Source organism: Nocardioides sp. PD653-B2, from assembly GCF_002117935.1.
GTDB lineage: Bacteria > Actinomycetota > Actinomycetes > Propionibacteriales > Nocardioidaceae > Nocardioides.
The window spans coordinates 112,627-138,034 of record NZ_BDJE01000004.1 but is presented as its reverse complement, the minus strand read 5'-3'; the positions used below and the strand labels follow the sequence as shown (position 1 = coordinate 138,034).

The following is a 25,408-nucleotide window of genomic DNA, read 5'->3' as shown; positions in this document are numbered from 1 at the left end:
ATCACCATCACGTGCGCTCCTACGTTCGGGCTCGCCCGCACCCGTGAGCTCCGCGCGTCCGCGGTCCAAGCCGCCTACCTCGTCGTCCCGTACGTCGCTGCCTCCAACCGCGATACGGCAGGGCCCCGAAGGCGCCGACGATCACCCACAAGAGAAGGCCGAGGGCCGCTGATGAATCTCGAAGAAAAGATCCAGACCTACTCTGGGAACGTCGCGCACATGCTGCGCAACGCGCCACAGGGCCCATACATCTTCCCGATGCAGTCGGAGTACTCGAATTGGCGGGACGAACAGCTGGCGTGGAAAGAGACCGCCGTACTGTATGACCAGTCGCTGCACATGACGGATATCCACTTCAAAGGCCCCGACGCGCTTCGCCTGATGTCGGATATCGGTGTCAACGGATTCACGACTTTCGGACGCAATAGAGCCAAGCAGCTCGTCACATGCAACCACGACGGCTACTTCATCGGCGACGCTATCCTCTTCGGCTTCGAGGACGAGGCATTCAGCTTGGTCGGCCGCCCGGTGGCGCCGAACTGGGCAGCCTTTCAGGCCGAGACACGCGACTACAAGGTCGACGTGACCCGCGATGAGCGCTCCGTGGCGAACCAAGGCCGCCGGCTGTCCTTTCGATTCCAGCTGAATGGCCCGGCTACCCACAAGATCGTGGAGAAGGCCGTGGGTGGTCCGCTGCCGTCGATCAAGTTCTTCGCAATGGGCGAGATCGAGATTGCCAACGTCCCCGTGCGCGCCCTGAACCACACGATGGCCGGCGTTCCAGGCCAGGAGTTCACCGGCCTCGAGCTGGTCGGACCGTCCGAGGGCGCAGAGCAGGTTCGAGAAGCGCTCATCAAGGCCGGCGAGGAGTTCGGACTCCGCCTCGGCGGCGCGCGCTCGTACCCATCGACCGCCATCGAATCGGGCTGGATCGCTGCCCCGGTACCGGCGATCTACACCGGAGAGTCGATGAAGGCTTTCCGCGAGTGGCTTCCGGGCAATGGGTTCGAGGCGAACGCCTCGATCGGAGGCAGCTTCTACTCTGACAACATCGAGGATTACTACGTCACGCCCTGGGACCTCGGTTACGGACACGTGATCCGGTTCGACCACGACTTCATCGGCCGCGAGGCACTCGAGCGGATGGTCGACGAGCCACACCGCCGCAAGGTCTTCCTGCGTTGGAATGACCGCGACGTGGCCGACCTGATCGCCGACAGCCTCTTCGGCGCCGGACCTCGCACGAAGTACCTGGAGATGCCGGTGTCGAACTACGGCACGAACTCCTATGACGAGGTCCTCGTCGACGGACGCCTGATCGGCTTCTCCGCCAGCTCGGGCTACACGGTCAACGTCGGAGGTTGGTCGTCGCACGCCATGGTTTCCGAAGATGAGGTGATCGACGGCCGCGAGGTCACGGTGCTTGTCGGCGAGCGGGACGGCGGGTCGGCGAAGCCCACAGTCGAGCGGCATGTCCAGCGCACGATCCGGGCGACCCTCCGCACAAGGCCCCTGGTGTGAGGCAGGCAAAGGGGTCGAGGTGAACGAGAAGCCAGCAGGTGAGGCCATCCCGACCAACCCGACCATCCCAGATGTAGCGATAGGCCCGTCTGTGCCGGCGTCCGGCTATCTGGTCGAGGAGATCACCGGAGGCGTCTACTGGATCACAGACGGCGGCTACCAGTGCGCGTTCGTGGTGTGCGCTGACGGCGTTGTCGCCATCGACGCCCCGCCGTGTCTGGGCGGCCTGGTGACATCCGCCATCCGGGACGTTACGGCGAAACCGATCACACACGTCATCTACTCGCACTTCCACGGCGACCACATCGGAGCAGTCGACCAGTTCCCCGACGACGCGGTCCGGATCGCGCAGCAGCAGACTCACGAGAAGCTTGCCGAGTTCGCCGATCCGGCTCGACGTCCTCCCGACATCACATTCGAGGACTCAATGCGCCTCGAGGTCGGCGGACAGGTTCTCGAGATGCACTACCGCGGCGACAACCACGCTGCCGGGAACAGCTTCATCTTTCTGCCCCAGCGGAAGGTGCTGATGCTGGTGGACGTGATCTATCCAGGCTGGGTGCCCTTCACGAACATCGCGCAATCCAAGAACATCCCCGGATTCATGGCCCACCACGACTACGCCCTCGAGTTCGACTTCGAGACCATGATCACCGGTCACCTAACGCGACTCGGCACACGTGAGGACGTGCTCGTCCAGCGGGAGTACATGCACGACATCCGTGAAGCCGCACAGCATGCTCTGGAGATCACCGCGGAGAAGCGTGATCTCGCTCGCAACCAGGTCGGAACCGAACACATCTACCTCTACTTCAGGACGATCTACGAGGCCGCGGCCGCCGAGGCTGCGAAGCCGGTGATCGAGAAGTGGGTCGGCCGGCTCGGCGGAGTGGAAATGCTCGGCGTGAACCACACGCTCACGATGTACCACAGCCTGCGCCTGGACGAGAACGCCCAGCCCCCGGTCGTGTTCTTCCCGCCCGCCGATTCCTGTAACCACAACACCTGAGGAGCTCGTCGTGCCCATTTCGGGACTCACTCGCCTCGATCACGTCGGCATCACAGTCCCAGACCTAGAGCAGGCTCGAGACTTCTTCGGGAACGTCCTCGGGTTCGAGTATCTGTATCGTCTCGGCCCCTTACGCGGCGAAGGCAGCTGGATGCGCGATCATCTCAACGTGCCGGACTCAGCGATCGCTCCCCGCATCTACTTCTTTCGGGTCGGCGAGCAGGCAATCCTGGAGGTTTTCGAGTACGAGGCGCCCGACCAGCGTCGCCACGTTCCCCTCAACAGCGATGTCGGTGGCCACCACATCGCCTTCTACGTCGACGACATCGACACGGCCGCGGCCGAGCTCCGAGCACAGGGAGTGAACGTCCTCGCTGGACCGACGGCGAGCAAGGGACCGCACGAGGGCCAGCGATGGCTGTACTTCGTCTCGCCATGGGGGCTCAACTGTGAACTGGTGTCGTCCCCGAAAGGCAAGGCTTACTTCCGAGACCCCGACGCATTCGAATAGTCGATGAGGGATTAGACGTGGGCTAGACGGGGTTGGAGCCAGACTCTTCCGCCTGGGTCCCAGGATCCGGGCGTGACGCTGAGTCGATCGCGGATCACCTCGATGGTGATCGAGAGTCCGACCCGTCCACGACGTCGCCCAGTGCGGCGTCTTCCACAGTCGTGGCTCTCGAGCGCCCGATCCGCTACCGGCCGAGGGGCGAGGCGACCTTGAACGCCTCCCAAAGGCCCCAACCGCTCGTCCCCACCATGATCCCGCCCTGAACCATCGGCCCCGGGGCACGGGCGGCCGACACCTGACCCACCGCCACTCGGTCTGTCACCCCGCCACCCCAGCCGCCAACCCCGGCACCGAGCACGGCGACGAAAACCGCGACGGAGTCCGGCGCGCCAAGCTCGACAGGGCCGGCACCGTGACCCCGTGTATCGCCGACCTCCTGCGCCACATCGGCATCGGTATCGGCATCTCCAGAACGTACGCCGGCACCGAGGTCATCCTCGTCCAGGACCTCGACGTCGGCGTCATCCAAGTCGCCACCGGTGAACTCCTCCGCGAACTCACCGTGGACCCCTGCAAGGGACTCCCAGCCCACTGGCCGACCACCAGGCCCGTCCCCGAAATGGACAAGCCCGGACCTACATTCCGTAGGTCCGGGCCGATCCCATGTTCTGAGATGTCGCAGGGTAGCTCCGCCTGCACTTGACCCGCCGCCGACGACAAATCGCAGGTGCCGAGAGGACTCGTGGGAGGTCGCTCTTACCTGTGCGGGCCGCGGCCGATCTCGGTGTTCAGGTGCGACTGGGGATCCCGCTCGGTGGGAAGCGGACCGGACACTGAGAAGTAGCGTTGTCCCGCGACCAGCAGTTCCTCGGCAGGGAACTTGGTGATGACCTCGCATCCGTCCGCCGTCACGACGAGCTCTTCCTCGATGCGCGCGGCGCCCCATCCATCGCTACTGGGCCAGTAGGTCTCGAGCGCGAACACCATCCCCTCCTCGAGCACCTCCGGGTGCTCAAGAGAGACCAGCCGGGAGAACACTGGCTTCTCCCAGATCGACAGACCAACGCCGTGGCCATACTGAAGCGCGAAGGCTGCCTCCTCGTCGGAGAACCCGAACTCCTGCGCCGTGGGCCATACCGAGACGATGTCCGCTGTCGTGGCACCTGGCCGGACGAGGCTGATCGCGTGATCCATGTACTCCCGGCACCGGACGTAGGCGTCGCGCTGCCCGGTTGAGGCGCTTCCGACAGCGAAGGTCCGGTAGTAGCAGGTGCGATAGCCGTTGAAACTGTGGAGGATGTCGAAGAACGCCGGGTCACCCGGTCGAACGATTCGATCCGAGTAGACGTGTGGGTGCGGTGCACACCGTTCGCCGGAGATCGCGTTGACGCCCTCGACGAACTCAGATCCAAGGTCGTACAGAGTCTTGGCCACCAGGCCGACACACTCGTTCTCTCGGACGCCCGGGCGCAGGAACTCGTAGAGCCTGTCGTAGGCAGCATCAACCATGGAGCACGCATGGGTGAGCAGCGTGATCTCATCCTTGGTCTTGATGCGTCGGGCCTCCAAGAAGAGCTGTTGCCCGTCGACTACCTCGATACCCGCCTGCTGGAGCGCGAAGAGCACCGGGAGTTCGATGACGTCGACCCCCAGCGGCTCCCCCATCAGGCCGTACTGCTCGAGCTCGTGCTTGATCTTGGCTGCAACCGAGGCTCCCATCTCTGCATCGGGGTGAATCGCCCCGCGCAAGGTGGAGATGCCGGCTCGAGCTCCGCTTGGGTTGCGCGGATCAGCACCGTGATGTGGACCATGCGGATCGGCGTCGGGTGCGGCGTGGGAGTAGTCGAGCCACGGGTTGTACAGCTGGTGGTGCTTCGCTGCTGAGCCAAAGTCCCAGACGATCGGCTCGCCTCCCCGGACCAGGAGAGAGAATCGGATCATCTTGTCGATGGCCCACGTGCCGATGTGCGTGGACGTCATGTAGCGAATGTTGGTGAAGTCGAAGGCGAGGATCGCACCGAGTTCCGACTTCTCGAGCTCCGCCCGGAGCCTGGCGAGACGTTGGTCCCGTAGACGGGTCATGTCGACTCGGGTCTCCCAGTCCACGGCGTTCGGTCCGTAGGTAGCGATAGCCATGGGTGGATCCTCTCGAGGCGACAGTGGTATGTGTAGTATTACTGAACGCCCTACGGGGTCGTCAAGTTTCTTCGAGCAGCAGTACTGAACAGGATGCCTTGGAGGGGTCATGACTGAGCACAAGGGGTTGCCAGGCCTGCGAGGTGGCGACCACGTCGGAATCACCGTGCCTGACCTCGAGGAGGCGACGCGATTCTTCGTGGACGTCCTTGGCGCTGAGCGGTTCTATGACCTCGGTCCGATTGCCTCTGATGATGACTGGATGACAACTCACCTGGGCGTCGCATCGACCGCCAGGGTGGAGCGTCTCCGGTTCCTTCGACTCGGCGCCGGCCTCAACATCGAGCTCTTCGAGTACACGGCGCCGGAGCAGCGGCGCGAGCCGCCCCTCAACAGCGATGTTGGAGGCCATCATCTTGCGCTCTACGTCGACGACTTCCAGGCAGCACTCGAGTACTTGCGCGATGCAGGCGTAGACGTCATGGGCGAGCCCACGTATCGCACGAGCGGACCCAGCGCGGGCCAAACCTGGATCTACTTCCGCACACCCTGGGGTCTGCAGATGGAACTTGTCAGCTATCCCGACGGCAAGGCCTACGAGAAGGACTACGACTCTCGGCTCTGGGATCCACGCGACCCGCAGTTAGGTTGACGAGCGCCAGGCGATGCCCTGGGGCCGCCGTCAAGACGTTGGTGTCAAGACGTTGGTTAGGTGAAGCTCGACACGAAAGCGTCCGCACACTCGTCGAGCGCTTCGGGCAACGACATTGCCGATGCGCGGTAGAACAACGGGCGACCGATGAGGGCCGCCTGGCCCCCATTCGTGGCCAGCCGCGCGTACTCGACGACCCGGGCGCGCAGATTCTCAGGCGTCATCACCTCGTCCACGATGTTCAGCTCAAACGCGCGTTGCGCGGTGAACGGTACGCCAGTCAGGCAATTGGTGATCATCGCTTTGGGTGGGACACGGCGAAGGCCAGGCACCTTGGCTAGTGCCGGCCATGTGCCCAAGCTCGCTTCGATCGTGCCGAGGCGGACCCCTTCGGCTGCGACGACGATGTCGGCGCTGCAGACCAGCGCGAATCCTCCTGCAAGCGCATCGCCGTTCACGGCGGCCAGGATGGGCTTGCTGGCTGAGGCGAAGTGGGTAAACAGCTCGACGGCGGCACGTGCAAAGTCGGGCACGGTCCCGGACTTCACGAGCTCTGGGATGTTCACTCCGCTACAGAAGGTGTCGCCAGCGCCCGTCAGAGCTACCGCACGGACGGTCTCGTCGCCGTCCAGCGATCTCAACGTGTCTACGAGCCGCTGGGTCATCGGAAAGTCCAAGAGGTTCCGCGGAGGGGCATCGAGTACCACCCACGCGAGATCCTCCTCGACTTCGATGCGAATCGAGTTGTCGAGTGTCATCGTTCCTCCATCCAGTCGATCCTCGAAGAGACAGCCCGAACCGTGGGCACCGCCCTGCACCGGCTAGACGAGCGCATGGCCGAATCGGAACACGTTGTCGGGATCGGTCGTAGTCTTGATTCTCAGAAGCCTGTCGCGATCAGTAGGAAGCCATGCGGCTCTGACGTCCTCGGGCCGGGTCGCCGCACCCAGGAAGTTCACAAGCGTCGTGGGTGCCGTCCATGGCTTCAGTGCTCTCAGGGCCGCCTCTCCCGATTCCTGGATCGCCTCCTGCGCTCCCGGGGGACAGATGCCGATCATGAACAGCGAGTAGGGGGCGTCTCGTCCGGCGACGGCGTTCGGGAACTCGGGTTGGTCGGCCAGCGCTCCACCGAGCTGTCGAAGCTCCAGCTTCAGCAGCCGGCAGTCCGACTCCGGACCCGCAGTCTCCAACAGCGCGTCGACAGCATCCTCGCCGAAATCGGTGAGTTGCGCGCTTCTCTCCCACACCGGCAGGGGTGTTGTCGGATCCTGGTGGATCACATCGGCGTCAGCAAACCCCATGACTCCTCGCCGCTCGAGCACGATCTCTCCGGTCGTCATCATGGGCCGCAGAAGCGCTTCCCCATGCTCGGCCTTGCCGTTGAAGGTGTAGCGCAGGTGGACGAGGCGTTTGCCTCGCAGCGGACCGGGCAGCGTCTCAAGATCCGGGAGCCTGAGGAGGGCGACCGAGGAGCTGGAGTTCGTCGGCAATGACGGCGCCCACGTCGCATAGGTTCGCAGAACTGAAGGTGTGGACTCCGCCGTGAAGTAGACCGTCGCGCCGAAGAGAGTCGTCACCGGCACTAGGCCGAGTTCCATTTCGGTCACGACCCCGAAGTTTCCCTTGCCTCCGCGGACCGCCCAGTAGAGGTCTGGATCGGCGTCCGCGTCGACCACACGGATCTCACCGTCGGCAGTCACGATTGTGAAGCGCACTATCCGGTCGGCCGCGAAGCCGAACTCTCGAGACAGCAGGCCCACACCGCCGCCAAGAGCATAGCCAGCGGCGCCGACCAAAGAGCTTGAGCCAGAGAGAGGCGCCAATCCGTTCCGTTGCGCGGTGTCGATAACCTTCCGCCAGCGCACGCCAGCGCCCACCCGGATGGTCTGAGTCTCCGCGAGGAGTTCGACGCTATCCATGCGTCGCGTCGATATCACGACCGCGGCGTCAGCAGGCTTGTACAGGCCATGTCCTGTCGCCTGTACCGCCACCGGCAGGCCCTGTCCGGTCGCCCATCGAATCGCCGAGCAGACGTCGTCCTCGCCGACGGCGCCGATGACGGCGGCGGGGTGCTGGACAATCGCGGTGTTGAAGGCAGCGATCTCCTCTGCCGCCGCCGGGTCAGCAGGACCGAATACCGGTCCCTGAGTTTGCCCCTCCAGACCGCGAAGCGTGCTGATGTTGGACATGGCCACCTCCGACGGACGAACGTTTCGCTGGTGTTGACAACTGGTAGTGCGCGCTAGTCGACCGAGCTCAGAAATCCGACGTCGACTCGATCGGCCGTCGTCGGCACCGCGGTGCGGAACTGCCGACCACCAGGGCCGACGACGATGGCCCCCGTCTGGCCATCCACGACACCCAGATAGGTCCCCGCGGGGGGCATGGCGAGTCCGTTTGGCACCTCGAATACACCATCGACCAGGCGGGTCGCAGTGTGCTCGAGGGGGTGGCCCATCAGGCGCGCGGCCGCATCGACATCTCCATGTGAGATGAGACTGCGGATCCTTGACGACGACACCACCGCGCCGTCGACGGTCGTCAGATCAGCCACGACGGTCGGCAGCCCACCGACGGTTCGCAAGGTCTCGGGGTTACCCGCGGCATGGGCCCCGAACCGGAAGTTCCGCCCGACGGAAACAGCCTCGGGCTTCAGAACGCCGAGGACGGCATCGGCCACGAAGTCTTCGGCGGCCTGTCCGGCCCAGGTGTGATCGAAGGGGATGAGGACGACCTCCTCGACCCCAATCGCGCCCAAAGCAGCCACCCGCTCCTCCAGACTCATCAAGAGCTCGGGCACGGCCGCTGGAGCCAGGACCGCAAGAGGGTGCCGATCGAAGGTCAAGACGGTGCTACATCCCTCGATTACCGCGCGGTGGCCTAGATGCACGCCGTCGAAGAAGCCGATGGCAACGCGTGATCGGGCATGCCGTGCGTTGGCATCCGTGATGAAGGTGACGGCCGGCCTCATCTTTGCGCTGCCCTGGACATCACACCTGGCTCCGAGCATTCGCGCCGATCTCCTTGGCCGAGGTTTGGTGCTGCCGAAAGATACCGGTCGCGTCGTTAGATGCCCGTTAACCAACATGGGAGCCGGTTAGAACCGCCGTTAGCACGTCTTGCTCTTTGGCAGGCAACCGAGTCGGGTAAGCGGAGCGGCTACCCGCCGCTGATGGCGCTGCCGAGAGCCACTCGCGCGTATCTCGCACGGCTTGGTGACCTCGGCGCTATCTGGGACCGCCAACGGACCGCAAACAAGGACGGAGCATCAAGTATGACAACCGACACGAAGCTGAATGGGCGCACTGCCCTTGTCTCCGGCGGCAGCAAGGGCCTCGGCTTTGCCGTGGCCGAGGCTCTCGCTCGTCACGGCGCCGACGTAGCGATCCTGGCCCGCGACGAAGCCGGTCTGAAGAATGCGGAGTCTCAGCTCGCTTCTGTCGGCGAGGGAAGCGTGCTGACCGTGAGCGCGGACGTCACCGACGACAACGCTGTCGCCGAGGCCCTTCGCCAGGTCACGGACTGGCGAGGCAGGCTCGACATCGTTGTCAACGCTGCCCATCGTGGCCTTCAGAGCGCTCCCCTCAGCGACACCGATCCCGCCGTCATCGACGATGTCCTGGAGGGAAAGCTGGTCGGCTACGCGCGCATGATCAAGGCCGCTCTCCCGCTGATCGAGACCGGTGGAACCGGGCGGATCATCAACATCGCTGGCGTCACCGCCACCTCGCTCGTCCCGGGAACCGGTACCGCGGCCATCGCGAACGCCGGCGTCATCGCACTCACCTCCTACTTCGCAGCCGAGGCGGCCCCGAAGGGCATCCTCGTCAATGGCATCTCCCCGGGCATGACTCTGACCCAGGGCTGGCTGGACCGTCACGAGGGCATGGCCAAGGCTCAGGGCAAGACCGCCGACGAGGTCCGGGCGGGCATGGTGGCTGGCCTCGGCATCGGGCTTGGCCGATGGGCAAAGCCCGAGGAGGTCGCGTCAGCCGCGGTGTTCCTCGCCAGCGACATGGCCAGCTACGTCAGTGGACAGGTCCTGCGCGTCGACGGCGGCCTGGGGAAGAACGTCTTCTGATGGCTGCGACTTCGCCGACAAGAGAAGGAAGAGGATGCGGCCATGAGTGATGTCGGTTACGTAGGCCTTGGCAGGATGGGCGCCTCCATGGCGCGCAGGCTGCTCGAGCAGGGCCACAGTGTCACGGTGTGGAACCGGAGCGATGAGCCGGCAGTCGAGCTCAGCAATCTTGGTGCGACCCGCGTAGGTTCCGTTGCTGAAGTCTTCCAGGCTGGCGGACCTGTCTTCTCGATGCTCGCCGATGACGCCGCCGTTGACAACGCGTTCGACGACGAAACGCTGGCAGCCGCGGGTGCGGGCGCCATCCACGTGAACATGGCGACCATCTCCCTGGGCGCCGCGGCTCGTCAAGCCGAGCGCCACGCCGCCGCCGGGGTCAGGTATGTGGCCTCACCGGTGATGGGCCGACCCGAGTTCGCCGCGGCGGGCAAGCTCAACCTCCTCGTGGCCGGCGAATCCGACACAATCGATGCGCTTGGTCCGTTCCTGGAGGTACTGGGCGCGCGGACGTGGCGGTTCGGCGAGGAGCCGGCCCAGGCGAACCTCGTGAAGATCGCGATGAACTACCTGATCATCCACGCCCTCGTCGCCATGTCAGAGGGAATCTCGCTCGCCGAGCGCCACGGGATCGAGGCGCAGAAGTTGGTGGAGTTGTTCTCGGAGACGGTCCTTCCCGGGCCGGTCTACAGCGGGTACGGATCTGCAATCGCCGGCAAGAAGTACCTGCCGCCGGGATTTGCCACCGTTCTCGGACTCAAGGACCTGGGCTTGGCGGGAGATGCAGCCGCTGCTGTCGATCTCGAGTTCCCCACCTACGACGCAATCTCGAGCGTCTTCAAGACTGCGCTGGACAACGGCTACGGCGACCACGACTGGGCGTCGATCGCTGAAGTCGTTCGCAGCCAACCGTGACCCCCGACTATAAGGAGAAGAACCGTGGCGCTTGTAGGATTCCCGTCCCGGGACGACATCGATCCAAGCGACCTCCCGGCGCTTGAGGCAGGCGAAAAGGCCTTCGGGCAGACCCTTCACACCTGGAGCGCAATCCTCAACTGCCCCGGCCTGTTCGGTGTCTATCTGCCGTTCGTTCGGACGGTGAGCGGGCCGGGCTCGGTCGACCAACGAGTCAAGGATCTGACGGCCGTGCGAGTCAGTGTTCTCAACCATTGCCGGTACACCACAAGCCATCGTTGCTTCGCTGCCAAGAACGGCGGCGTCACCGACGAGGAGCTCGTCGCTGTCGCCGACGGAGACTTCTCCGGGTTCACCGAGGTCGAGCGCGTTGGCCTCGAGCTTGCTGAGGCCATGACGATCGACCTTCCGCAGACCCCCCGGTCGGTCAGCGAACAGGGCGTGAACGAGGAGTTGCTGGCGAGGGCGCGAGCATCGTTTGATGATCGGCAGCTGACCGAACTCCTCATGGCCATTTCGCTTTGGAACGCACTGACTCGGTTCCACCGGGTGCTGGAGTTCGACTTCGACCTTCCCGCTCCGCCAGACGAAGTGCTCCGCTCCATCTGAGATAGATCGATGGGTCATGGTGGCGACCTCTCCGAGGTCTGACTGCGAGCGCCGTCGCGCAGGCATCCTGTCCGGCCGACCCTCGCCGTTCGACTGGTGCGGATGGTGAGTAGTCAGTTCAGCGGAGTGGTCGTGGCCATGACGTCCCGGATGATCGCTGGCAGGAGTCGGATTCCCCCAGTTCTACCGCATACTGCTCGTCGCAGGGTCACGGCGTTGATCTTGGAGCACCTTTCGTCACATTCGATCGTTGCCATCGATGCCATGGCGGGCACAGGCAAGTCGACTGCCGCCGCACACGCGATCCTTGGGTCCGGCCGACAGATCGCATGGCTCACGGCACATCCATCCGACAACGACCCTTGGTGCCTGTTGTCGTACCTTGAAGCGTCCCTCGCCACCACGGTGCCCGCTCTCGCGGGCACCGTGAGCAGGGCCCGGGCCGACGGACTCGACTCCCGAGAAGTCGGCGGCCTACTCGCCGAGGCAATCGCAGACCATCGGATCGTCGCCGTCCTCGATGATCTCGATCGCGTGACCGACCCCGGGGCTTTGAGCGTCCTGGGTGCTTTCGTTCGCTTTCTGCCGACCGACGCTCGAGCGATCCTGATCAGCCGACGACACGCCGTCACTGACTTGAACGAGCGACTTCGACTGACGGACGTCGCGGAGATTGGCGCCTCGGCGTTGGCGTTCACAACCGGGGAGGCCTCAGAGGTCATCCACGAGCTCGCTGGAAGGGCAGCGTCCAACGAGGCGGCGGCGATCGTGCAAGCTACCGGGGGCTGGGTGGCCGCAGTGCTACTCGAAGTCGGCTTACAAGTCCCATACGCGGCAGCTGGCCCGGGCCACGGCTCACTGCTCCACCGCTACATCGAGTCCGAGATCATGAGCGAGCTTGCGGCCCCAGAGCGAGACCTACTCATCTCTACATCCTTGCTGGCCGATGTCACCATCAAGTCGGCGTCCGCCCTCTGCCCCGAGGAAGCATCCGACTGGTTCTTGTCGTTGCGCCGGCGGCATCTGCCGGTGACGTGGTCCCCAGATGGGATGACGATGACGGCAGCACCGAGATTCAGGGACTTCCTCCTCGACGCGCTTCGCTTCGACCCGAAGGACCGGGTTGTCCGTGAACGGTTCGCGAATCATCTACTCAAGGAGGGCAGGCGGGAGGAAGCGGTCCAGGCATTTGTCTCGTCCCGCTCCTTGGAGAGTGCCGCGCGGAGCGTTCTGGAGGGGATCGGCGGAGTTATCCACGATCTGAACTTCGATCTCGCTGACCGTTGGATCGACCTGCTACACGCCGTCAACGAGCCCAGTTCGAGCCTCGCCGTAGCCGAGTTCATGGTGACCATGGCGCGCGAGCAATATGCTGCGGCAGCCGAGCTGGCCGATGGCCTCGGTCTCCTCGAACAGAACCACTCGCGAGACGCGACCCTGGCAGACAGCGCCACGCTCATTGGCATGGTTGCCTGGGCCTACTGGCAGACGGGTCGCATCGACGACGCCGACCGCCTTCTCGACGCACAGACGCCAAGCCGGCTCACCGACATCGCCAAAGCATTGGTCGGCCTCAGCCGACCCGACGCGCGTCACCTCCCCGAGATCCTCCTTGCGGGCTCCAGTCCCATTGAAGGAATGCTCATGCGCGTCCACTACTACCGCGGATGTCTGCGTCAGCTGATGACCGCAACCCCGGCTTCACGTTGGGGTCAGGCGATGGGCGCCTCGGTTCGCGCCGGAGCGCTGCGAGCGACAGGACAAACCCAACAGGCTCTGGAGCTCTACGAAGCGATCCAGGTTGAGGAGCCGGGCATGGTCTGGCTTCGGGTCATCGTGGGCGCGGAAATCATGCTCGACCTGAATCGCCCCGATGAAGCGTGGCAGTTCTTGCTCGATGGTCGGAAAGAGATCGCAGGGCGCGGCTCACAGCCCTACGCGCTCCTCAGCCAGGTGCTTGAGGCAAAGATGCACCTGCGCCTCGACCGAAACCCCACCGTGGCGTTGCAGACAGTCTCGTTGCTCGAAGAGCAAGGACAGCCCTATCAGTTCGTCCGCGAGCTCGCCGGAGTCTGGAGAGGACTAGCGCTGCTGCTTGACGGGCGCGCCGACGAGGCCCGGACGACCCTGAGATCGACAGTTCAGTCCATGTTGCGAGGAGACCGATACCTCGAGCTCCCGACTGCGGCCACCTATCTGTCCGAGGCGGAGTGGCAGTGTGGAAACCCCAACGGCGCAGATCGTGCCCTGAACATCGCCGCCCGTGCCTCCGACCGTCACGGATCCGACCACATGATGATGCAAGCCATCGAGGACTTCCCTGACGTTATCTCCAGACGGCTTGAGACGGAATCGGCCCAGTCGCGCTGGCACGAGGTTGCTCGCTACTACAGCCGACGCCCTGGATCACGCATCGTTGCGCCGAGAACAGCCCGGGTCACGCTGAGGGATCTAGGCAACGCCGACCTCTTCGTCGACGGCGAACGACGACGACCCCGCATCGTCAAGAGTCTCGAATTGCTCGCATTCTTGAACTCACAATCGGTGTCTGGTTCGAGCCGGGAAGGCATCCTAAATGCGCTCTTCGACGGCCGTGCGGATCAGCAAGCACGAACGTATCTTCGGCAGGCCCTCTACCAACTGCGAGACACACTGCCTGACGGACTGGCTCCCGTCAGCCGGGGTCGCGACATCTTCCTTCCGTCACCAGCCGACATCGTGACCGACGCCGGCCAAGTCGAAGCACTCCTCGACCAAGCTGGGCGGCTGCACGGTGAGCCCCAGCTCCGCACACTGCTTGCGGCGCTCGGGTTGGCAGCCAGCGGCCCATACTTCGCGGATTCCTCCTCACCTTGGGCCGAGAGACGCCGAGAAGAGCTCGACGACCGCGTTGCGACGGCCCGTCTGCGGGCAGCCAGCCTGACCTTCGACCTCGGCCGGCTCGCGGAGGCTGAAGAACTCATCGAGGCTGTGCTCGCACAAGACCCGTACCGCGACGAGGGATGGCGTCTTGCGATGTCGCTCGCACACGCCTACGGCGACGCCCATCAACTCAACCAGCGGTTCGCGCAGTATGCGCAAGTCGCAAGGGATCTGGGCGTACCGCCCACCAACGACATGCTGGAGCTCTACGCGAGACTTCGGTCCGGATGACTCAGTGCGCATTCTCGCCGTGGCCGCAACCGCTCACCGCGTGGGTCCGTGGAGGCCCGGCTGGTCCTCGACGATGCACTCGCCCCGCTTCCATGCTCCGTACCGCACCGAGTTGCCAGGTAAGGGGTCGAAGGCAGCACGCTGCCGTCGGGGGCACCGGCTTCATGCCGTGCCCGCAGACTCCTGCCCAAACGCCTCACGCAGCCGCGTACCAATGAAGGCGCGAGCCTGGGCGGCATCCTCGATGAGGCCACCGAGGTAGACGAACGGGTGTACCTGTCCATCGAATCGGCGCAACACAACCGGAACGCCAGCAGACGCCAGCGCCGCCGCGTAATCCTCTCCGTCGTCGCGCAGCGGGTCGAACTCGGCAGTGATGATCGTCGCCGGGGCCAGACCCGACAGACTCGGCGCGGCCAAGGGCGCGATCCGTGGATCGGTCCTATCCACACCCGGGGCATAGATCTCGTAGAAGTACGCCATGTCGTGCGAAGTCATGAAGTATCCCTCGGCGTAGGTGGAGAAGGTCCCGGTGTCCGGCACGTAACCGCGGGTGACCGGGTAGATCAGCACCTGGTGACACAGACCGGACTGGTCGCGCAGCTGTTGGGCCACGACGGCAGCCAGGTTTCCACCCGCACTGCTGCCCGCCACCGCGATGCGCTGCGGATCCACGCCCGCGAATCACTACACATCGTACGCTCATGCTCACTGCGAGACGGAAGCAGTAGTGAATACCGACGGGTGACTCCGCCGTGGGCTGTTGCCAGTGCCGAGGCGCAGCGGCTCCCGGTCGGGTCGCGATGTCTAACCATGGCGACTGCGGCCACGCTGGAGCGGAATGGCCGACTTCTGCTGAATGGGGGCCTGACGACTTTGACCGCCGTGCCTCGTCCGCCCTGTCTATCGGTCTCGGTCGGCGTCTTGGTGCGCAGAAGGCGCTCGTCCGGAGGAGTCGTAGGGTGACTGTCTTGGACGCGCGTCAACTCGAGTGCTTCGTTGCGGTCGCGGAGGAGCTCAATCTGAGACGAGCGGCGGAACGCCTGCATATGTCGCAACCGCCCCTAACGAGGCGAATCAGGCGACTGGAGTCCGATCTGCAAATGGAGCTGTTTCGCCGCACTGCCGGCGGCATGCAACTGACCGAGCCCGGAAAGGTTCTGCTGGAGCGCGCATATCGCATGATCGCCCTCTCTCACAGAGCCGTCGAACGCGCACAACAGGCTAGGTCCGGGGAACTCGGCCGACTGGATATCGCCTACTACGACTCCGCCATCCTCGACGGCGTCACGGCACTTCTGAGGGATTTCACTGCGCAGCATCCCGACGTTAAGATCAGACTTGAGCAGATATTCAAACGGACGCAAATTGACTACATCCGGAACAAGATCCTGCATCTCGCCTTCGGACGCAACTATCCTATGGAGTCGGCGATCGAAACGCGGATCGTCGATCACGAGGAATGCTACTTGACGGTCCCAGTCGGCCAGGCCATGAATTGGCCCGATCAGGTCGATGTGGACTCGCTAGCCAACCAACCTCTCATCCTCTTTCCTCAGGACCGATCCGAGTTCGCTGACCACATCGTCCACATGTGTCTTAGCGCAGGGTTTCCTCCCACCGTTGCCGTCGAGGCGTTCGACGTCGTCTCGGCGTTGGCCTACGTAGCCATCGGGATGGGTGTAGCCGTGGTTCCGCGGTCGGCGACCAAGACACGCTCTGGCGACATTGCGTTCATTCCCCTCATCGGTGCGCCCACTATCGCGCTGTCGTGCGCGTACTTGAGCGAGGGCAGAACGCCCGCGACCGACCTCTTCCTGCAGTTTCTGGACGTGAGGAACTCTGGTTCAGTTTAGTGGGCTCATCGCCTGGCGACGGACTGCGGCAGCTGCCCGCACATCCTCGCTTGCAGACTCGCCATCCGGTCGGCTGCTGCGGGGCGCAGAAGTCGGATCTGCAGGCTTGACTTCCCCGCTTCGACGCGCCGTTTCGTACGGCCTGCGCCGACGTCAACTGCCAGCAGTCCGAGGGCCATCTGCCCGGCTACAGGTGCCGGCATGCGGTACAGACGCCAGGAGTCAAGGAACTACGGTTACGGGCCACCGTGCTGTCTTCACAAGGCGTGCTGCCAACGATCCGACCAGCGGGTTTCCATGCTGACGCGAGGCGCCCACCACGATTGCGTCTACCCGCAACTCGGTCGCCACCGTCATCAGTTGTTCGTAAGGATCACCGAACCGACGCTCAAACTGAATCGCGATACCAATCTGAGCGGCGCGGTCATGCACCAGTCGTCCGAGTTCTTCGGCGTATTCATCAGCCTCCGCCGGAAGGGCAATACCGGCGCTCGCCGCCATGGCGGAGGTGAATCGGGAATGCGTGGCGACATACAGGGCCACGAGTCGCGAAGATTGACGACGGGCTAGTCCGGCTGCGTAGGAACCAGCGTTGAGAGAGCTTGGCGAACCGTCCACGCCCACGAGAATCTGGCGTGGGCCGTCACTTCCCAATTCGAACACAGCCTTCAGCATCGCACTTGTGAGCGGCGTAGGTCGGACCAGGCCCACCCGCAGAACCTGGCCCGTGCCGACGGCTCGGTGGTGTCGCGCCGATGAAGCTTCCTCCCATAGCGTTGCGGAGCATGCGCTGCGCCTCCATCCACAATCTCGCATCCCTCTGGGGCAACCGCAGCACCACCATCAGCTAGGTCCTGAGGGCCCGCGGACTGGTCCGGGATGGTGCTCCCGCGAGCCAGCGTTCGCGTCTCTGGTCTGCGGAGCTCGCTGCGACCTTCACCGAAAGGACACCGTCGATGCCTCAGTCGTGGCCGGGAGAGCGGTCGTGCGGCTCGAGCCAGACGGCGGGGTCCGGCCCCTTCGGCACGATCTGCGTCGGGTTAATGTTGCGATGGACGACGTAGTAGTGCGTCTTGATCTGGTCGAAGTCGGTGTTGCCGCCGAAGGCCGGGACCGCGTAGAGGTCGCGCGCGTAGCCCCAGAGGTTCGGCATCTCGGTGAGCTTCTGCCGGTTGCACTTGAAGTGCCCGTGGTAGACCGCGTCGAAGCGGGCGAGCGTGGTCCACAGCCGCACGTCGGCCTCGGTGATGGCGTCGCCCATCAGGTAGCGGCGGGTGGCGAGCCGCTCCTCGAGCCAGTCGAGCGCCACCCAGATCCGGTCGTAGGCCGCGTCGTACGCCTCCTGGGAGCCGGCGAACCCGCAGCGGTAGACGCCGTTGTTGACCTCGGTGTAGATCCGCTGCATGACCTCCTCCATCTCGTCGCGGAGGTCCGCGGGCCACAGGTCGGGTGCGTCGGCGCGGTGGAAGTCCCGCCACTCGAAGAAGAAGTCGTGGGTGATCCACGGGAAGTCGTTGGTGACGACGCGGCCGGTCGACACCTCGACGATCGCCGGCACCGTGATGCCCCGCGGGTAGTCGGGGAAGCGCGCGAGGTAGGCCTCCTGCAGGCGCTCGATGCCGAGCACCGGGTCGACGCCGCCGGGGTCGAGGTCGAAGGTCCAGCTGCGCTCGTCGTGGGTGGGCCCGCACAGACCCAGCGAGATCACGTCCTCCAGCCCGAGCAGCTCGCGCACGATGATCGACCGCGTCGACCACTGGCACGCCTTGGCCGCGACCAGGCGGTAGCGCCCGGTCGCGACCGGCCACAGTTCCCCGTCGACCGGGCCGTGCTCCGGCCGCCGGGCGTCCTTCGTGATCCGGTCGGGGATGTAGGACGCGTCGCGTCTGAACTCTCTTGAGTTCGAGTCGGACATGTCACTCCCTGGGTCGGACCTGCTACCGATGTTCGTTGTCTCGTGTCTCGCCGGACCACTCGACAGACTTGTGCGGCCGAGCCTCGTTCTGTTGCCGGGTGGTGTTGCGGAGAAGGACGGGTTGCGTGAGTGAGAATCAAGAGCGTGGTGTGCACACATCGCGCCATGTCGGTGTAGTCCAGTTCGACCGCGCGGTGCGCACTCGCATCCACTGCTCACGTCTGCCCAACTCGCCATCGCACACACCGGCTCGCCTGGTCGTCAGGGACAACAGCATCTGCGAGTCAGATCGCCCGTCGGGGAAGGTCGTGGAGCCGCCCGCTGCCTCGGGTGTGTTGCTGACTCGTCACACTGTGCTTCCGACCCTGCCGGCCACCTTCGTGTGGGGGCACAGTATGCGGTGGCCGGTTAGGTGAGGAGAAACCGGAGAACGTCCGTAGTTGCGGTTGGGTTAATCGCACTTGGTTGTTGGGCGGGGACGAACAATCGTCGACGCGGGCCGTCCTGTCGGACGTCACGCGGATGACTCGTTCGGTGGGACGAGCGACGAACATCGGCGGCCCTCGCATACATATTCGTGGATGACTCAGACAGGCGGTTTGACCCGGGATGGCCGAGATCGAATTCGGGCTGACCACGTTCGGAAGCATCACCCGTGGAGCTGACGGCCGTGCGCAGCATCATGCGCAAGTCATCCGAGAAGTCGTCGAGGCTGGTGTGCTCGCAGACAGCGTTGGAGTTGACTTCTTCGGGATCGGCGAGCATCACCGCACGGATTTCGCTGTCTCTAGCCCTGAAATGGTGCTTGCTGGCATCGCGTCGCTCACTGAACGGATCCGTCTGGGCTCTGCGGTCACAGTGCTCTCCTCCGATGATCCGGTGCGCGTGTTCGAACGCTTTTCCAGCTTGGACGCGATCTCCAAGGGGCGAGCTGAGATCGTGGCGGGTCGCGGATCCTTCACCGAGTCTTTCCCGCTCTTTGGTTTCGACCTGAGCCAATACGAACTGCTCTTCGAGGAGCGACTGGCGCTGTTGGCAGCCTTGCTTCGGGAGAAGCCCGTCACGTGGCAGGGCAGCACTCGTGCCTCGCTCGTCGACCAGGAGGTCTACCCCGGATCGGAGCGCGGCATGACGGCCTGGGTTGGAGTCGGCGGAACACCTGAGTCAGTCGTTCGGACCGCCCGCTACGGATTCGGGCTTCTCCTGGCCGTGATCGGGGGCCCGGCTGACCGCTTCGCTCCATACCTTGATCTCTTTGAGCGCGCGCAGGATGAATTCGGGATCACGCGTAGGCCGACGGCGGTGCACTCGCCCGGGTTGGTTGCTGGCAGCGATGCGGATGCCCGCCGGACTGTCTACGACGATTGGGCGGCGGCGCGGACCCGCATGGGTCGCGAGCGTGGGTGGCCGGCCCCTACGCCGGCGGACTTCGAACGCGAGGTCGTCGGCGGCGCTCTGTACGTCGGGTCTCCTGAGACGGTGGCGAAGAAGATTGCCGCGACGGTGAAGGCGCTCGGGATCGACCGCTTCAACCTCAAGTTCGACCACGGCGGTCTCGAGCATCCGCACCTACTGCGATCGATCGAGCTTTACGGCTCGGCAGTGATCCCGCTCGTAAAGGACATGCTGGCTGACGGATCGTGACGAGGGGGGCGGTACAGACCTGCAAGTTGTGGTTCCGAGTCCAGGCGATCTCCAAGAGCTCCAGCGCAACGGCGATAGCCGAGAAGCGGCTAGTGAGAAGCCAAGGCCACCCCGACGGCGCGGACAACTTGAGCTCGCGGGACGTCGCTTCGTTCGGCAAGCAGATGGGTCAGCAAGGCGATGATCTGAAGCAACCCCGCGGTTAGTTCTTCGAATCCTCCGTCCAGGTCCTGTCCAGCTTCGGCAGTGAGTGTGGCGAAAAGTTCGGCGTCATCGGTTGATCCTGTGCTGTCGATCAGTGCGGTGTAGACGCGCATCGCCGCGTCAAGGCTTTCTCGAGATGGCAAGGCGCTCTCAATTCATGGTTTGGGTGGTCGGGCGGTATCGAGGCTGACCGAACCCGGATGCGACGAACGGGGGAGCCGACGGGGAGTCGGCATCCGGCGGGTCGTGACTGGTCCGCAGGTAGCGGGTCGTACCGTCCACAATCTGAGCTGCGGACGGCACGACTCGCATCAGCAAGTCTGAACGGATCGCACCACTGTATCTGCGCTGGCGGTTTAGGGCGACGCTCCCTGATGTGGCGCGACCGACTGAGGACCGGCGAGTTGGGCCGTGCGGCAACTGGCCGCTGCCGAGCCGGCCGACTCCTCGTGGGTGGACAGAGGAAGAGGAAGCTACTGTCCCGGCGCGACCTGCACCTCGCCCAGCCGGGGTCGACGAGCGAGAAGACGCCGGGTAAGAGCGATGAGTCGATCGGGCTTGGACAGGGCAACGGCCAGCAACAGGGCAAGTCCGTTGAAGAGATCGGGAATCCATACGGGAGCACCAGCAAGCTGGAGCCCTTTCACGCCCACTGCCAGCACGTAGACAGACACCACCGTGCCCCAGACATTGAAGCGCCCTGCCTTGAACTGAGTTGCGCCGAGAAACACCGCAGAGAAGGCGGGGAGCAGGAAGGAGGGTCCGACGGTCGGGTCACCCGTACCAAGGCGAGCCGCGAGGAGAATTCCAACAATGGCTGAGGTGACCGCGCAAGTCACCAAAGTGATCGTCATGATCAGTCCGGTGCGTACGCCGGCAAGACGCGCGGCCTCTTCTCCGCCGCCCGTCGCGTAGATCCTGCGCCCCAACGGCGTGAACTCGAGCACGTACCAGATCACGAATGCCACTGCCATCATGACCAGGAAGGGGTAGCTGAGCCCGGCCAGGCGTCCGGTGCTGAAGTCCGACAATGCCGTCGGCATGCCCAGGATCTGGGTGCCCCCCGAGATAGCGAAGGCCAGTGCGGCGCCTACCGAGCTGAGGGCCAGGGTCGCAATGAATGAGTCAATACCCACCACGGTGACCAGGAATGAACTCACCAGTCCGATGGCGATCCCCAGTGCGAGCGTGAGGACGATGGTTGTTGGAATCGACGCGCCGTGGTTGACGAGCATCCAGGCAACGAACATGCAGGTGAGACCGATTTCCGCGCCGACGGCAAGGTTGAAGACGCCCGCGGCCGTGGGAACCGTCAGCCCTACTGCGGCCAGCGCGGTCAGCGCCTGCGTGTCCAGGATTGAGCGCCACGTGCCCGTGTCGAGAAATGTCTCCGGCACGACCAGCGAGAAGATTAGGATGAGGCCGATGAGGATATAGACGGCGCTGAGGCGTCGGAATGCCAGTTGTCTCCGAAGCCACGCCAGCCTCCTGGCGTCGTTGGAAGTGGCCGGGTTAGACATACTGCCTCATCTCAGTTGTGAGAACCGTTTGTCCAGGTCGCGGCCCACGATCAGGCGACCGGGGAAGTTCTCGCCCAGCCCGGGCAAAGCGCTCCTCGGGCCAGTTGCCGGGCACCAGGTGGTTGAGCACCAAGGTCTCCACTCCAGCCCTCTTGGCGACCTGGCCGACCTGCTGGGTCGTGGTGTGGGCACCTGTCGGGTGCTCGAGCAGGGCGTCCTGCTGCGGGGTGCGGGGGAACGGGAACAGGCTCTCGGCCCACTCTGCAGCGATGACCTCGTGAACTAGCACGTCAGCACCCTGGGCCATCGTGATCAGGTTGTCGCTGGGCGAAGTGTCGCCAGAGAAGACGACCGAGCCGTCGTCGGTGTCGAACCGGTAGGCGAAGGCCGGGAACATGGCGCCGTGCTGAACGAGGGTAGCCGAAACCCTGACGGTGTCATCCGCGTAGAAGGTGACCGGCTGCATCGTCGGGCTCGGGTTGCCGTTGGGGTCGCTCGTCAGGCTGGTCGGCAGCGGCACGTCGTGACCCGATGAACAGGTTGGTAGGGATCGGCATCCGGGTGTCGAAGACCCGGTCGTTGATGTCGGTGGCGTAGGTGTTGACCAAACTGCTGGATCATGTCTGCGGTGCCAGGTGTCGGGTTTTCCGGGGAGGTCACGGGTGGTGCCGGTGCCGGACCGAACAGCGTTGGGAGCTCACCTCGCGGCCCGGGGCCCCATACCTGTACGGGCTGTGCCACCTTCCCCAATCCGTTGGATGCGATGCCTGCGATCAGGATGTTGGCCAGATCGACTGTGTGATCGGAGTGGAGATGGGTGAGGAACACGCCTTGAAGCGCGTCCAGTGGGCCTGCGGCGAAGTCTTCCCAGTTCCCCAGCCGAGCCTTCCTGATTTGATGCCCTACCCCGTGCCCGGCGTCGATGATGTAGAACCGATCTCCGACCACCAAGGCACTTCCTGTACCGCTGCGATCCGACCGCGGCCACCATGGTGGCCCTCCGCCAGTACCGAGCAGCACGACCCGCGTCCGTGACTTCGCGTGTGATCGGTGGTACCTCGGCGTCTCAGTGGCCGCCTGCGCCTGACCTTCACTGGCAACGAACGGGCTGGCCACGGCTGCCGCAGCGGCAACGAGCAGCACCGAGCGTCTGGGATGGGCGCCGAGTAGGGAATCCTGACCGTGCACTGACGACTTCCTTGGCTTCCTAGATGAGTGGGCTGGTCCGTACCGTCGCCCGCACCGGGAACTCCTTGTGGTCCTCGGTGCTGGCTCGTAACTGTGCGCCCGTGGGATTGCCCCACACGACGGTCACTCCGTACCGTCGATCGCACGGCCGCGCACTACAACCAAGTCCTGGCCGGCAACGAGCTCATCGGCTTCAGCAACTGGACCGGCTACACCGTCAACCACGGCCACTGGATCTCCCTCGGCATGTTCGACACCGGATCGAGTAGGTCGCGACGGGCGTGGTGGGGAACAGCGCGTGGTCCGGGGCCTGGGTGAAGGCCTGCTTGCAGAGCGCGGCGACGTCGTCGTCGTTCCACACGAGCCAGACCTTCTTCTTGTCGGGCCGCTCCTTGATCCGCTCGAGAGCATCCCGGTCGATGAAGTCGTGATCGAAGTTGACGACGTGGCCGTAGCCGAGGTCGTAGGGGGTGACGTAGTAGTCCTCGACGTTGTTGGGACACGAAGCTGGCGCCCGGGGAGATCATCGCCTCGAACCCGAAAGCGGTGCGGCCGCCCGATAGCATCGAACGGACGGCACACTCAAGACTGCCACTCGGGCGCCGATGTTGCGATCGTCGCTCGGATGGGGATCTGGACGTGGGGCTCGACGTGCGGACGGTGGGAGCCGCCGTTGGCCTCACCCCAAAGAATGGTGACCTCCGCGCCGTCGCGCACCTTGTCCTCGTCGATCATCCCCATTGACGTGAACCCGCGGACGTTACGGCTGTAGGCAGTCCAGGTGGAAGCCCCGACGACGGTGTCGTTGACCAGGACCGCGTCGTACTGACAGGTAGAGTAGATGGGGTTCGGCACAGAGAAGAGCTTGGTCGGCGAGTCAGAGAACAGGCTTCGCGCCCATGTCTGCGTGACGTCCTCGCTATTCCAACGCAGCCAGACCTTCCGACGATGTGGCCGGTCTGCGGCGGCCCGCAAGGCCTCAGCTCCGATGAAGTCGCGATCAAGCTTGATCACCTTGCCGTAGCCGACGTCCCACGGGGTGACGTAGTAATCCTCGATGTTGTCGGAAGCGAAGCTCCCACCGAGTGAGATATTGGCTTCGGGGGCAAGGCTCGGGAGGAACTCCCGGTAGGGCTGCATCTGGTCGCTAGAATAGATGGCCGGAAGAGGCAGCGGGAGCCACCCGTCCGGAACGCCCGTGGTCGAGTAGGAAAGGGCGCCACCCTCCTTCAGGCCGAACTCCTCACCCGCGGCGAACAGCGCCGCCTTGACCTCGTCGCGGTATTCGACCGGCCCGTAGATTTCCAGACCTGTGTCCTCCACGCCGGGCAGCTTGGTCATGGCGTGATTAAGCGCCCTCACCGGATGGCCGGATATGGTGAACTCGCCAATGCGGAAGAACTTGATCTCCGGAAGCGTGCCGGCGGAGGCCTTCCGGATGATCTCCAGAGCGTTCGGACCCTGCACCTGGTAGCGAAAGCCCTTCCTGTTGTAGGTCCCGATCCCTTCGTCCCTCGTGACCTCGACGTCATATCCACCCTTCTGCGCCTGATAGCTCACCCAGTTTGGCGCGAACGGCGTGCCCACCACGACGCACTCATCGTCCTCGAGGCCGAACAAGATCGCGTCCGCGATGAGATAACCATCGTGGTTGCAGGCGATGAGCTGCTTGCCGCGGTTCTTCCCGAAGTTCGACAAGTTGTTGGCCGTAACATCCTCGAGCAGACGCAGCAAGTCGGGTCCCTTGAAGTAGACCTCGAGCATGTGAAACGACAGATCATAGAAGAGAGCCGTCTTCTTCCAAGCCACTTGCTCCTCGACCCAGGTCGAGTACTCGGGCTCCAGGACGGGAAACTCGTAGCGCCCGTACCGCGCACTGCGAAGCATGGGGAGCGGCCCCCCGGCCTGCTGAATCTTGTCCTCGAGGGTCGGCAGTGTTGCGTTCACGTCACAACATCCCTTCAAGCTTGGTCTGTTGCCAGTTGGTTCCTGGCCCGAGTCCTCATTGCACTCCGCTCGGCTAGTGGTCCACATCACAGTGTTGTATCGGTCGAGGTGCCGTCCAATACCGATGTCGAACACGCCCGATACCCCAGCCGCGCGCCATCCTGCACCCACGCGCACTCACATAAGCGGCCGTGGCACGGTGACCAACGTCCACCCCTATCTGAGGCAGCCCTGCGCAAAGCCCCCCGCGCCCCCACTCCCCAACGTCGGCGACAGCCGTCAGGCAAGCATGTCCTTTGCCAGCGGGACGACCTGCGAGCCGTAGAGCTCGATGGACTGGAGGGTGTGGCGGGTGCTCGAGTCCGCCGTAGTCGTACTTCAGGTTGAATGGGTCAACCCGCAGACTTCTCACCGTCGTGACGATCTTCTTTGCGACCGTCTCGGGCGACCCGACATAGAGGACGCCATCGCTCACCTCAATGCTGGAAGTCGGCGCGGGTAGGCCGGCGGCCAGCGTCTCTCGCGACCCATCCTGGCGCGCGATTCAGCC

General features: G+C 64.3%; 23 protein-coding genes. 10 read left to right on the top strand and 13 right to left on the bottom strand.

From position 1 onward, the window contains the following. Positions 1-171: 171 nt before the first annotated feature. Genes PD653B2_RS01350 through PD653B2_RS01340 form a run of 3 tightly spaced genes read left to right on the top strand, consistent with a single transcriptional unit; the run spans position 172 to position 3,041 of the window. Positions 172-1,521 carry a glycine cleavage system protein T gene (locus PD653B2_RS01350; RefSeq protein WP_085870521.1) on the top strand — a complete coding sequence of 450 codons (1,350 nt, stop codon included), beginning with the start codon at positions 172-174 and terminating at the stop codon, positions 1,519-1,521. A 19-nt stretch (positions 1,522-1,540) separates the two neighbouring features. Continuing rightward, on the top strand, positions 1,541-2,530 hold the full coding sequence (locus PD653B2_RS01345; RefSeq protein WP_165763290.1) for an MBL fold metallo-hydrolase: 990 nt from the start codon (positions 1,541-1,543) through the stop codon (positions 2,528-2,530). Positions 2,531-2,540: 10 nt separating this feature from the next. Continuing rightward, the gene (locus PD653B2_RS01340; protein ID WP_085870519.1) at positions 2,541-3,041 is read left to right on the top strand and encodes a VOC family protein; all 501 of its coding nucleotides are present in this window, start codon (positions 2,541-2,543) and stop codon (positions 3,039-3,041) included. Between the two features lie 184 nt (positions 3,042-3,225). On the opposite strand, the gene PD653B2_RS01335 is transcribed toward PD653B2_RS01340, so the two are convergent. After that, positions 3,226-3,570: a hypothetical protein gene (locus PD653B2_RS01335; RefSeq protein ID WP_133058911.1), complete on the bottom strand. Its 345-nt coding sequence runs from the start codon at positions 3,568-3,570 to the stop codon at positions 3,226-3,228. A gap of 227 nt (positions 3,571-3,797) precedes the next feature. Continuing rightward, positions 3,798-5,177: a M24 family metallopeptidase gene (locus PD653B2_RS01330; protein ID WP_085870517.1), complete on the bottom strand. Its 1,380-nt coding sequence runs from the start codon at positions 5,175-5,177 to the stop codon at positions 3,798-3,800. A gap of 109 nt (positions 5,178-5,286) precedes the next feature. Between PD653B2_RS01330 and PD653B2_RS01325 the strand changes: the two genes are divergently transcribed. Then, complete coding sequence (locus tag PD653B2_RS01325) at positions 5,287-5,829, top strand: VOC family protein (protein WP_085870516.1); 543 nt, start codon at positions 5,287-5,289, stop codon at positions 5,827-5,829. A gap of 56 nt (positions 5,830-5,885) precedes the next feature. Here PD653B2_RS01325 and PD653B2_RS01320 read toward each other — a convergent pair whose 3' ends face one another. The 3 genes from PD653B2_RS01320 to PD653B2_RS01310 all read right to left on the bottom strand — a co-directional run bounded on the left by PD653B2_RS01320 (position 5,886) and on the right by PD653B2_RS01310 (position 8,800). Next, positions 5,886-6,587 (bottom strand): enoyl-CoA hydratase/isomerase family protein, encoded by a 702-nt coding sequence (locus PD653B2_RS01320; protein ID WP_085870515.1) that lies wholly within the window; start codon positions 6,585-6,587, stop codon positions 5,886-5,888. Positions 6,588-6,650: 63 nt separating this feature from the next. Continuing rightward, the gene (locus PD653B2_RS01315) at positions 6,651-8,018 is read right to left on the bottom strand and encodes an FAD-binding oxidoreductase (RefSeq protein WP_133058925.1); all 1,368 of its coding nucleotides are present in this window, start codon (positions 8,016-8,018) and stop codon (positions 6,651-6,653) included. 53 nt (positions 8,019-8,071) lie between these two features. Further along, positions 8,072-8,800, bottom strand: a complete 729-nt coding sequence (locus PD653B2_RS01310; RefSeq protein ID WP_165763289.1) for an FAD synthetase family protein — start codon at positions 8,798-8,800, stop codon at positions 8,072-8,074. A 303-nt stretch (positions 8,801-9,103) separates the two neighbouring features. Between PD653B2_RS01310 and PD653B2_RS01305 the strand changes: the two genes are divergently transcribed. From PD653B2_RS01305 to PD653B2_RS01290, 4 genes are all read left to right on the top strand, one after another. Next, the gene (locus PD653B2_RS01305; RefSeq protein WP_085870512.1) at positions 9,104-9,910 is read left to right on the top strand and encodes an SDR family NAD(P)-dependent oxidoreductase; all 807 of its coding nucleotides are present in this window, start codon (positions 9,104-9,106) and stop codon (positions 9,908-9,910) included. Positions 9,911-9,913: 3 nt separating this feature from the next. Then, positions 9,914-10,822, top strand: a complete 909-nt coding sequence (locus PD653B2_RS01300; RefSeq protein ID WP_278247434.1) for an NAD(P)-dependent oxidoreductase — start codon at positions 9,914-9,916, stop codon at positions 10,820-10,822. 24 nt (positions 10,823-10,846) lie between these two features. Further along, entirely contained in the window at positions 10,847-11,431 is a 585-nt protein-coding gene (locus PD653B2_RS01295; RefSeq protein ID WP_165763288.1) for a carboxymuconolactone decarboxylase family protein, read from the top strand. A 216-nt stretch (positions 11,432-11,647) separates the two neighbouring features. Beyond that, the gene (locus tag PD653B2_RS01290; RefSeq protein ID WP_165763287.1) at positions 11,648-14,584 is read left to right on the top strand and encodes a BTAD domain-containing putative transcriptional regulator; all 2,937 of its coding nucleotides are present in this window, start codon (positions 11,648-11,650) and stop codon (positions 14,582-14,584) included. Positions 14,585-14,746: 162 nt separating this feature from the next. Here PD653B2_RS01290 and PD653B2_RS01285 read toward each other — a convergent pair whose 3' ends face one another. Beyond that, a complete protein-coding gene (locus PD653B2_RS01285) occupies positions 14,747-15,259 on the bottom strand; it encodes an alpha/beta hydrolase (protein WP_085870508.1) in 513 nt (170 codons plus the stop codon). A gap of 128 nt (positions 15,260-15,387) precedes the next feature. Between PD653B2_RS01285 and PD653B2_RS01280 the strand changes: the two genes are divergently transcribed. Beyond that, positions 15,388-16,440 (top strand): LysR family transcriptional regulator, encoded by a 1,053-nt coding sequence (locus PD653B2_RS01280; protein WP_085870507.1) that lies wholly within the window; start codon positions 15,388-15,390, stop codon positions 16,438-16,440. 222 nt (positions 16,441-16,662) lie between these two features. On the opposite strand, the gene PD653B2_RS01275 is transcribed toward PD653B2_RS01280, so the two are convergent. Beyond that, a complete protein-coding gene (locus PD653B2_RS01275) occupies positions 16,663-17,115 on the bottom strand; it encodes a universal stress protein (RefSeq protein ID WP_085870506.1) in 453 nt (150 codons plus the stop codon). Between the two features lie 286 nt (positions 17,116-17,401). After that, a complete protein-coding gene (locus PD653B2_RS01270; protein WP_085870505.1) occupies positions 17,402-18,355 on the bottom strand; it encodes a glutathione S-transferase C-terminal domain-containing protein in 954 nt (317 codons plus the stop codon). Between the two features lie 609 nt (positions 18,356-18,964). Here PD653B2_RS01270 and PD653B2_RS01265 point away from each other — a divergent pair. Next, the gene (locus PD653B2_RS01265; protein ID WP_085870504.1) at positions 18,965-19,999 is read left to right on the top strand and encodes an LLM class flavin-dependent oxidoreductase; all 1,035 of its coding nucleotides are present in this window, start codon (positions 18,965-18,967) and stop codon (positions 19,997-19,999) included. An 89-nt stretch (positions 20,000-20,088) separates the two neighbouring features. Here PD653B2_RS01265 and PD653B2_RS24565 read toward each other — a convergent pair whose 3' ends face one another. From PD653B2_RS24565 to PD653B2_RS01245, 5 genes are all read right to left on the bottom strand, one after another. Beyond that, positions 20,089-20,316 carry a hypothetical protein gene (locus tag PD653B2_RS24565; protein ID WP_133058912.1) on the bottom strand — a complete coding sequence of 76 codons (228 nt, stop codon included), beginning with the start codon at positions 20,314-20,316 and terminating at the stop codon, positions 20,089-20,091. 360 nt (positions 20,317-20,676) lie between these two features. Next, positions 20,677-21,723 carry an ABC transporter permease gene (locus PD653B2_RS01255; protein WP_085870502.1) on the bottom strand — a complete coding sequence of 349 codons (1,047 nt, stop codon included), beginning with the start codon at positions 21,721-21,723 and terminating at the stop codon, positions 20,677-20,679. Continuing rightward, a complete protein-coding gene (locus tag PD653B2_RS25285; protein WP_207559290.1) occupies positions 21,716-22,243 on the bottom strand; it encodes an MBL fold metallo-hydrolase in 528 nt (175 codons plus the stop codon). The genes PD653B2_RS01255 and PD653B2_RS25285 overlap by 8 nt, the downstream gene beginning before the upstream one ends. Continuing rightward, complete coding sequence (locus tag PD653B2_RS25990; RefSeq protein ID WP_414689149.1) at positions 22,222-22,671, bottom strand: MBL fold metallo-hydrolase; 450 nt, start codon at positions 22,669-22,671, stop codon at positions 22,222-22,224. The genes PD653B2_RS25285 and PD653B2_RS25990 overlap by 22 nt, the downstream gene beginning before the upstream one ends. 822 nt (positions 22,672-23,493) lie before the next feature. Next, on the bottom strand, positions 23,494-24,858 hold the full coding sequence (locus PD653B2_RS01245) for an aminomethyltransferase family protein (RefSeq protein WP_207559291.1): 1,365 nt from the start codon (positions 24,856-24,858) through the stop codon (positions 23,494-23,496). Positions 24,859-25,408 lie beyond the last annotated feature (550 nt).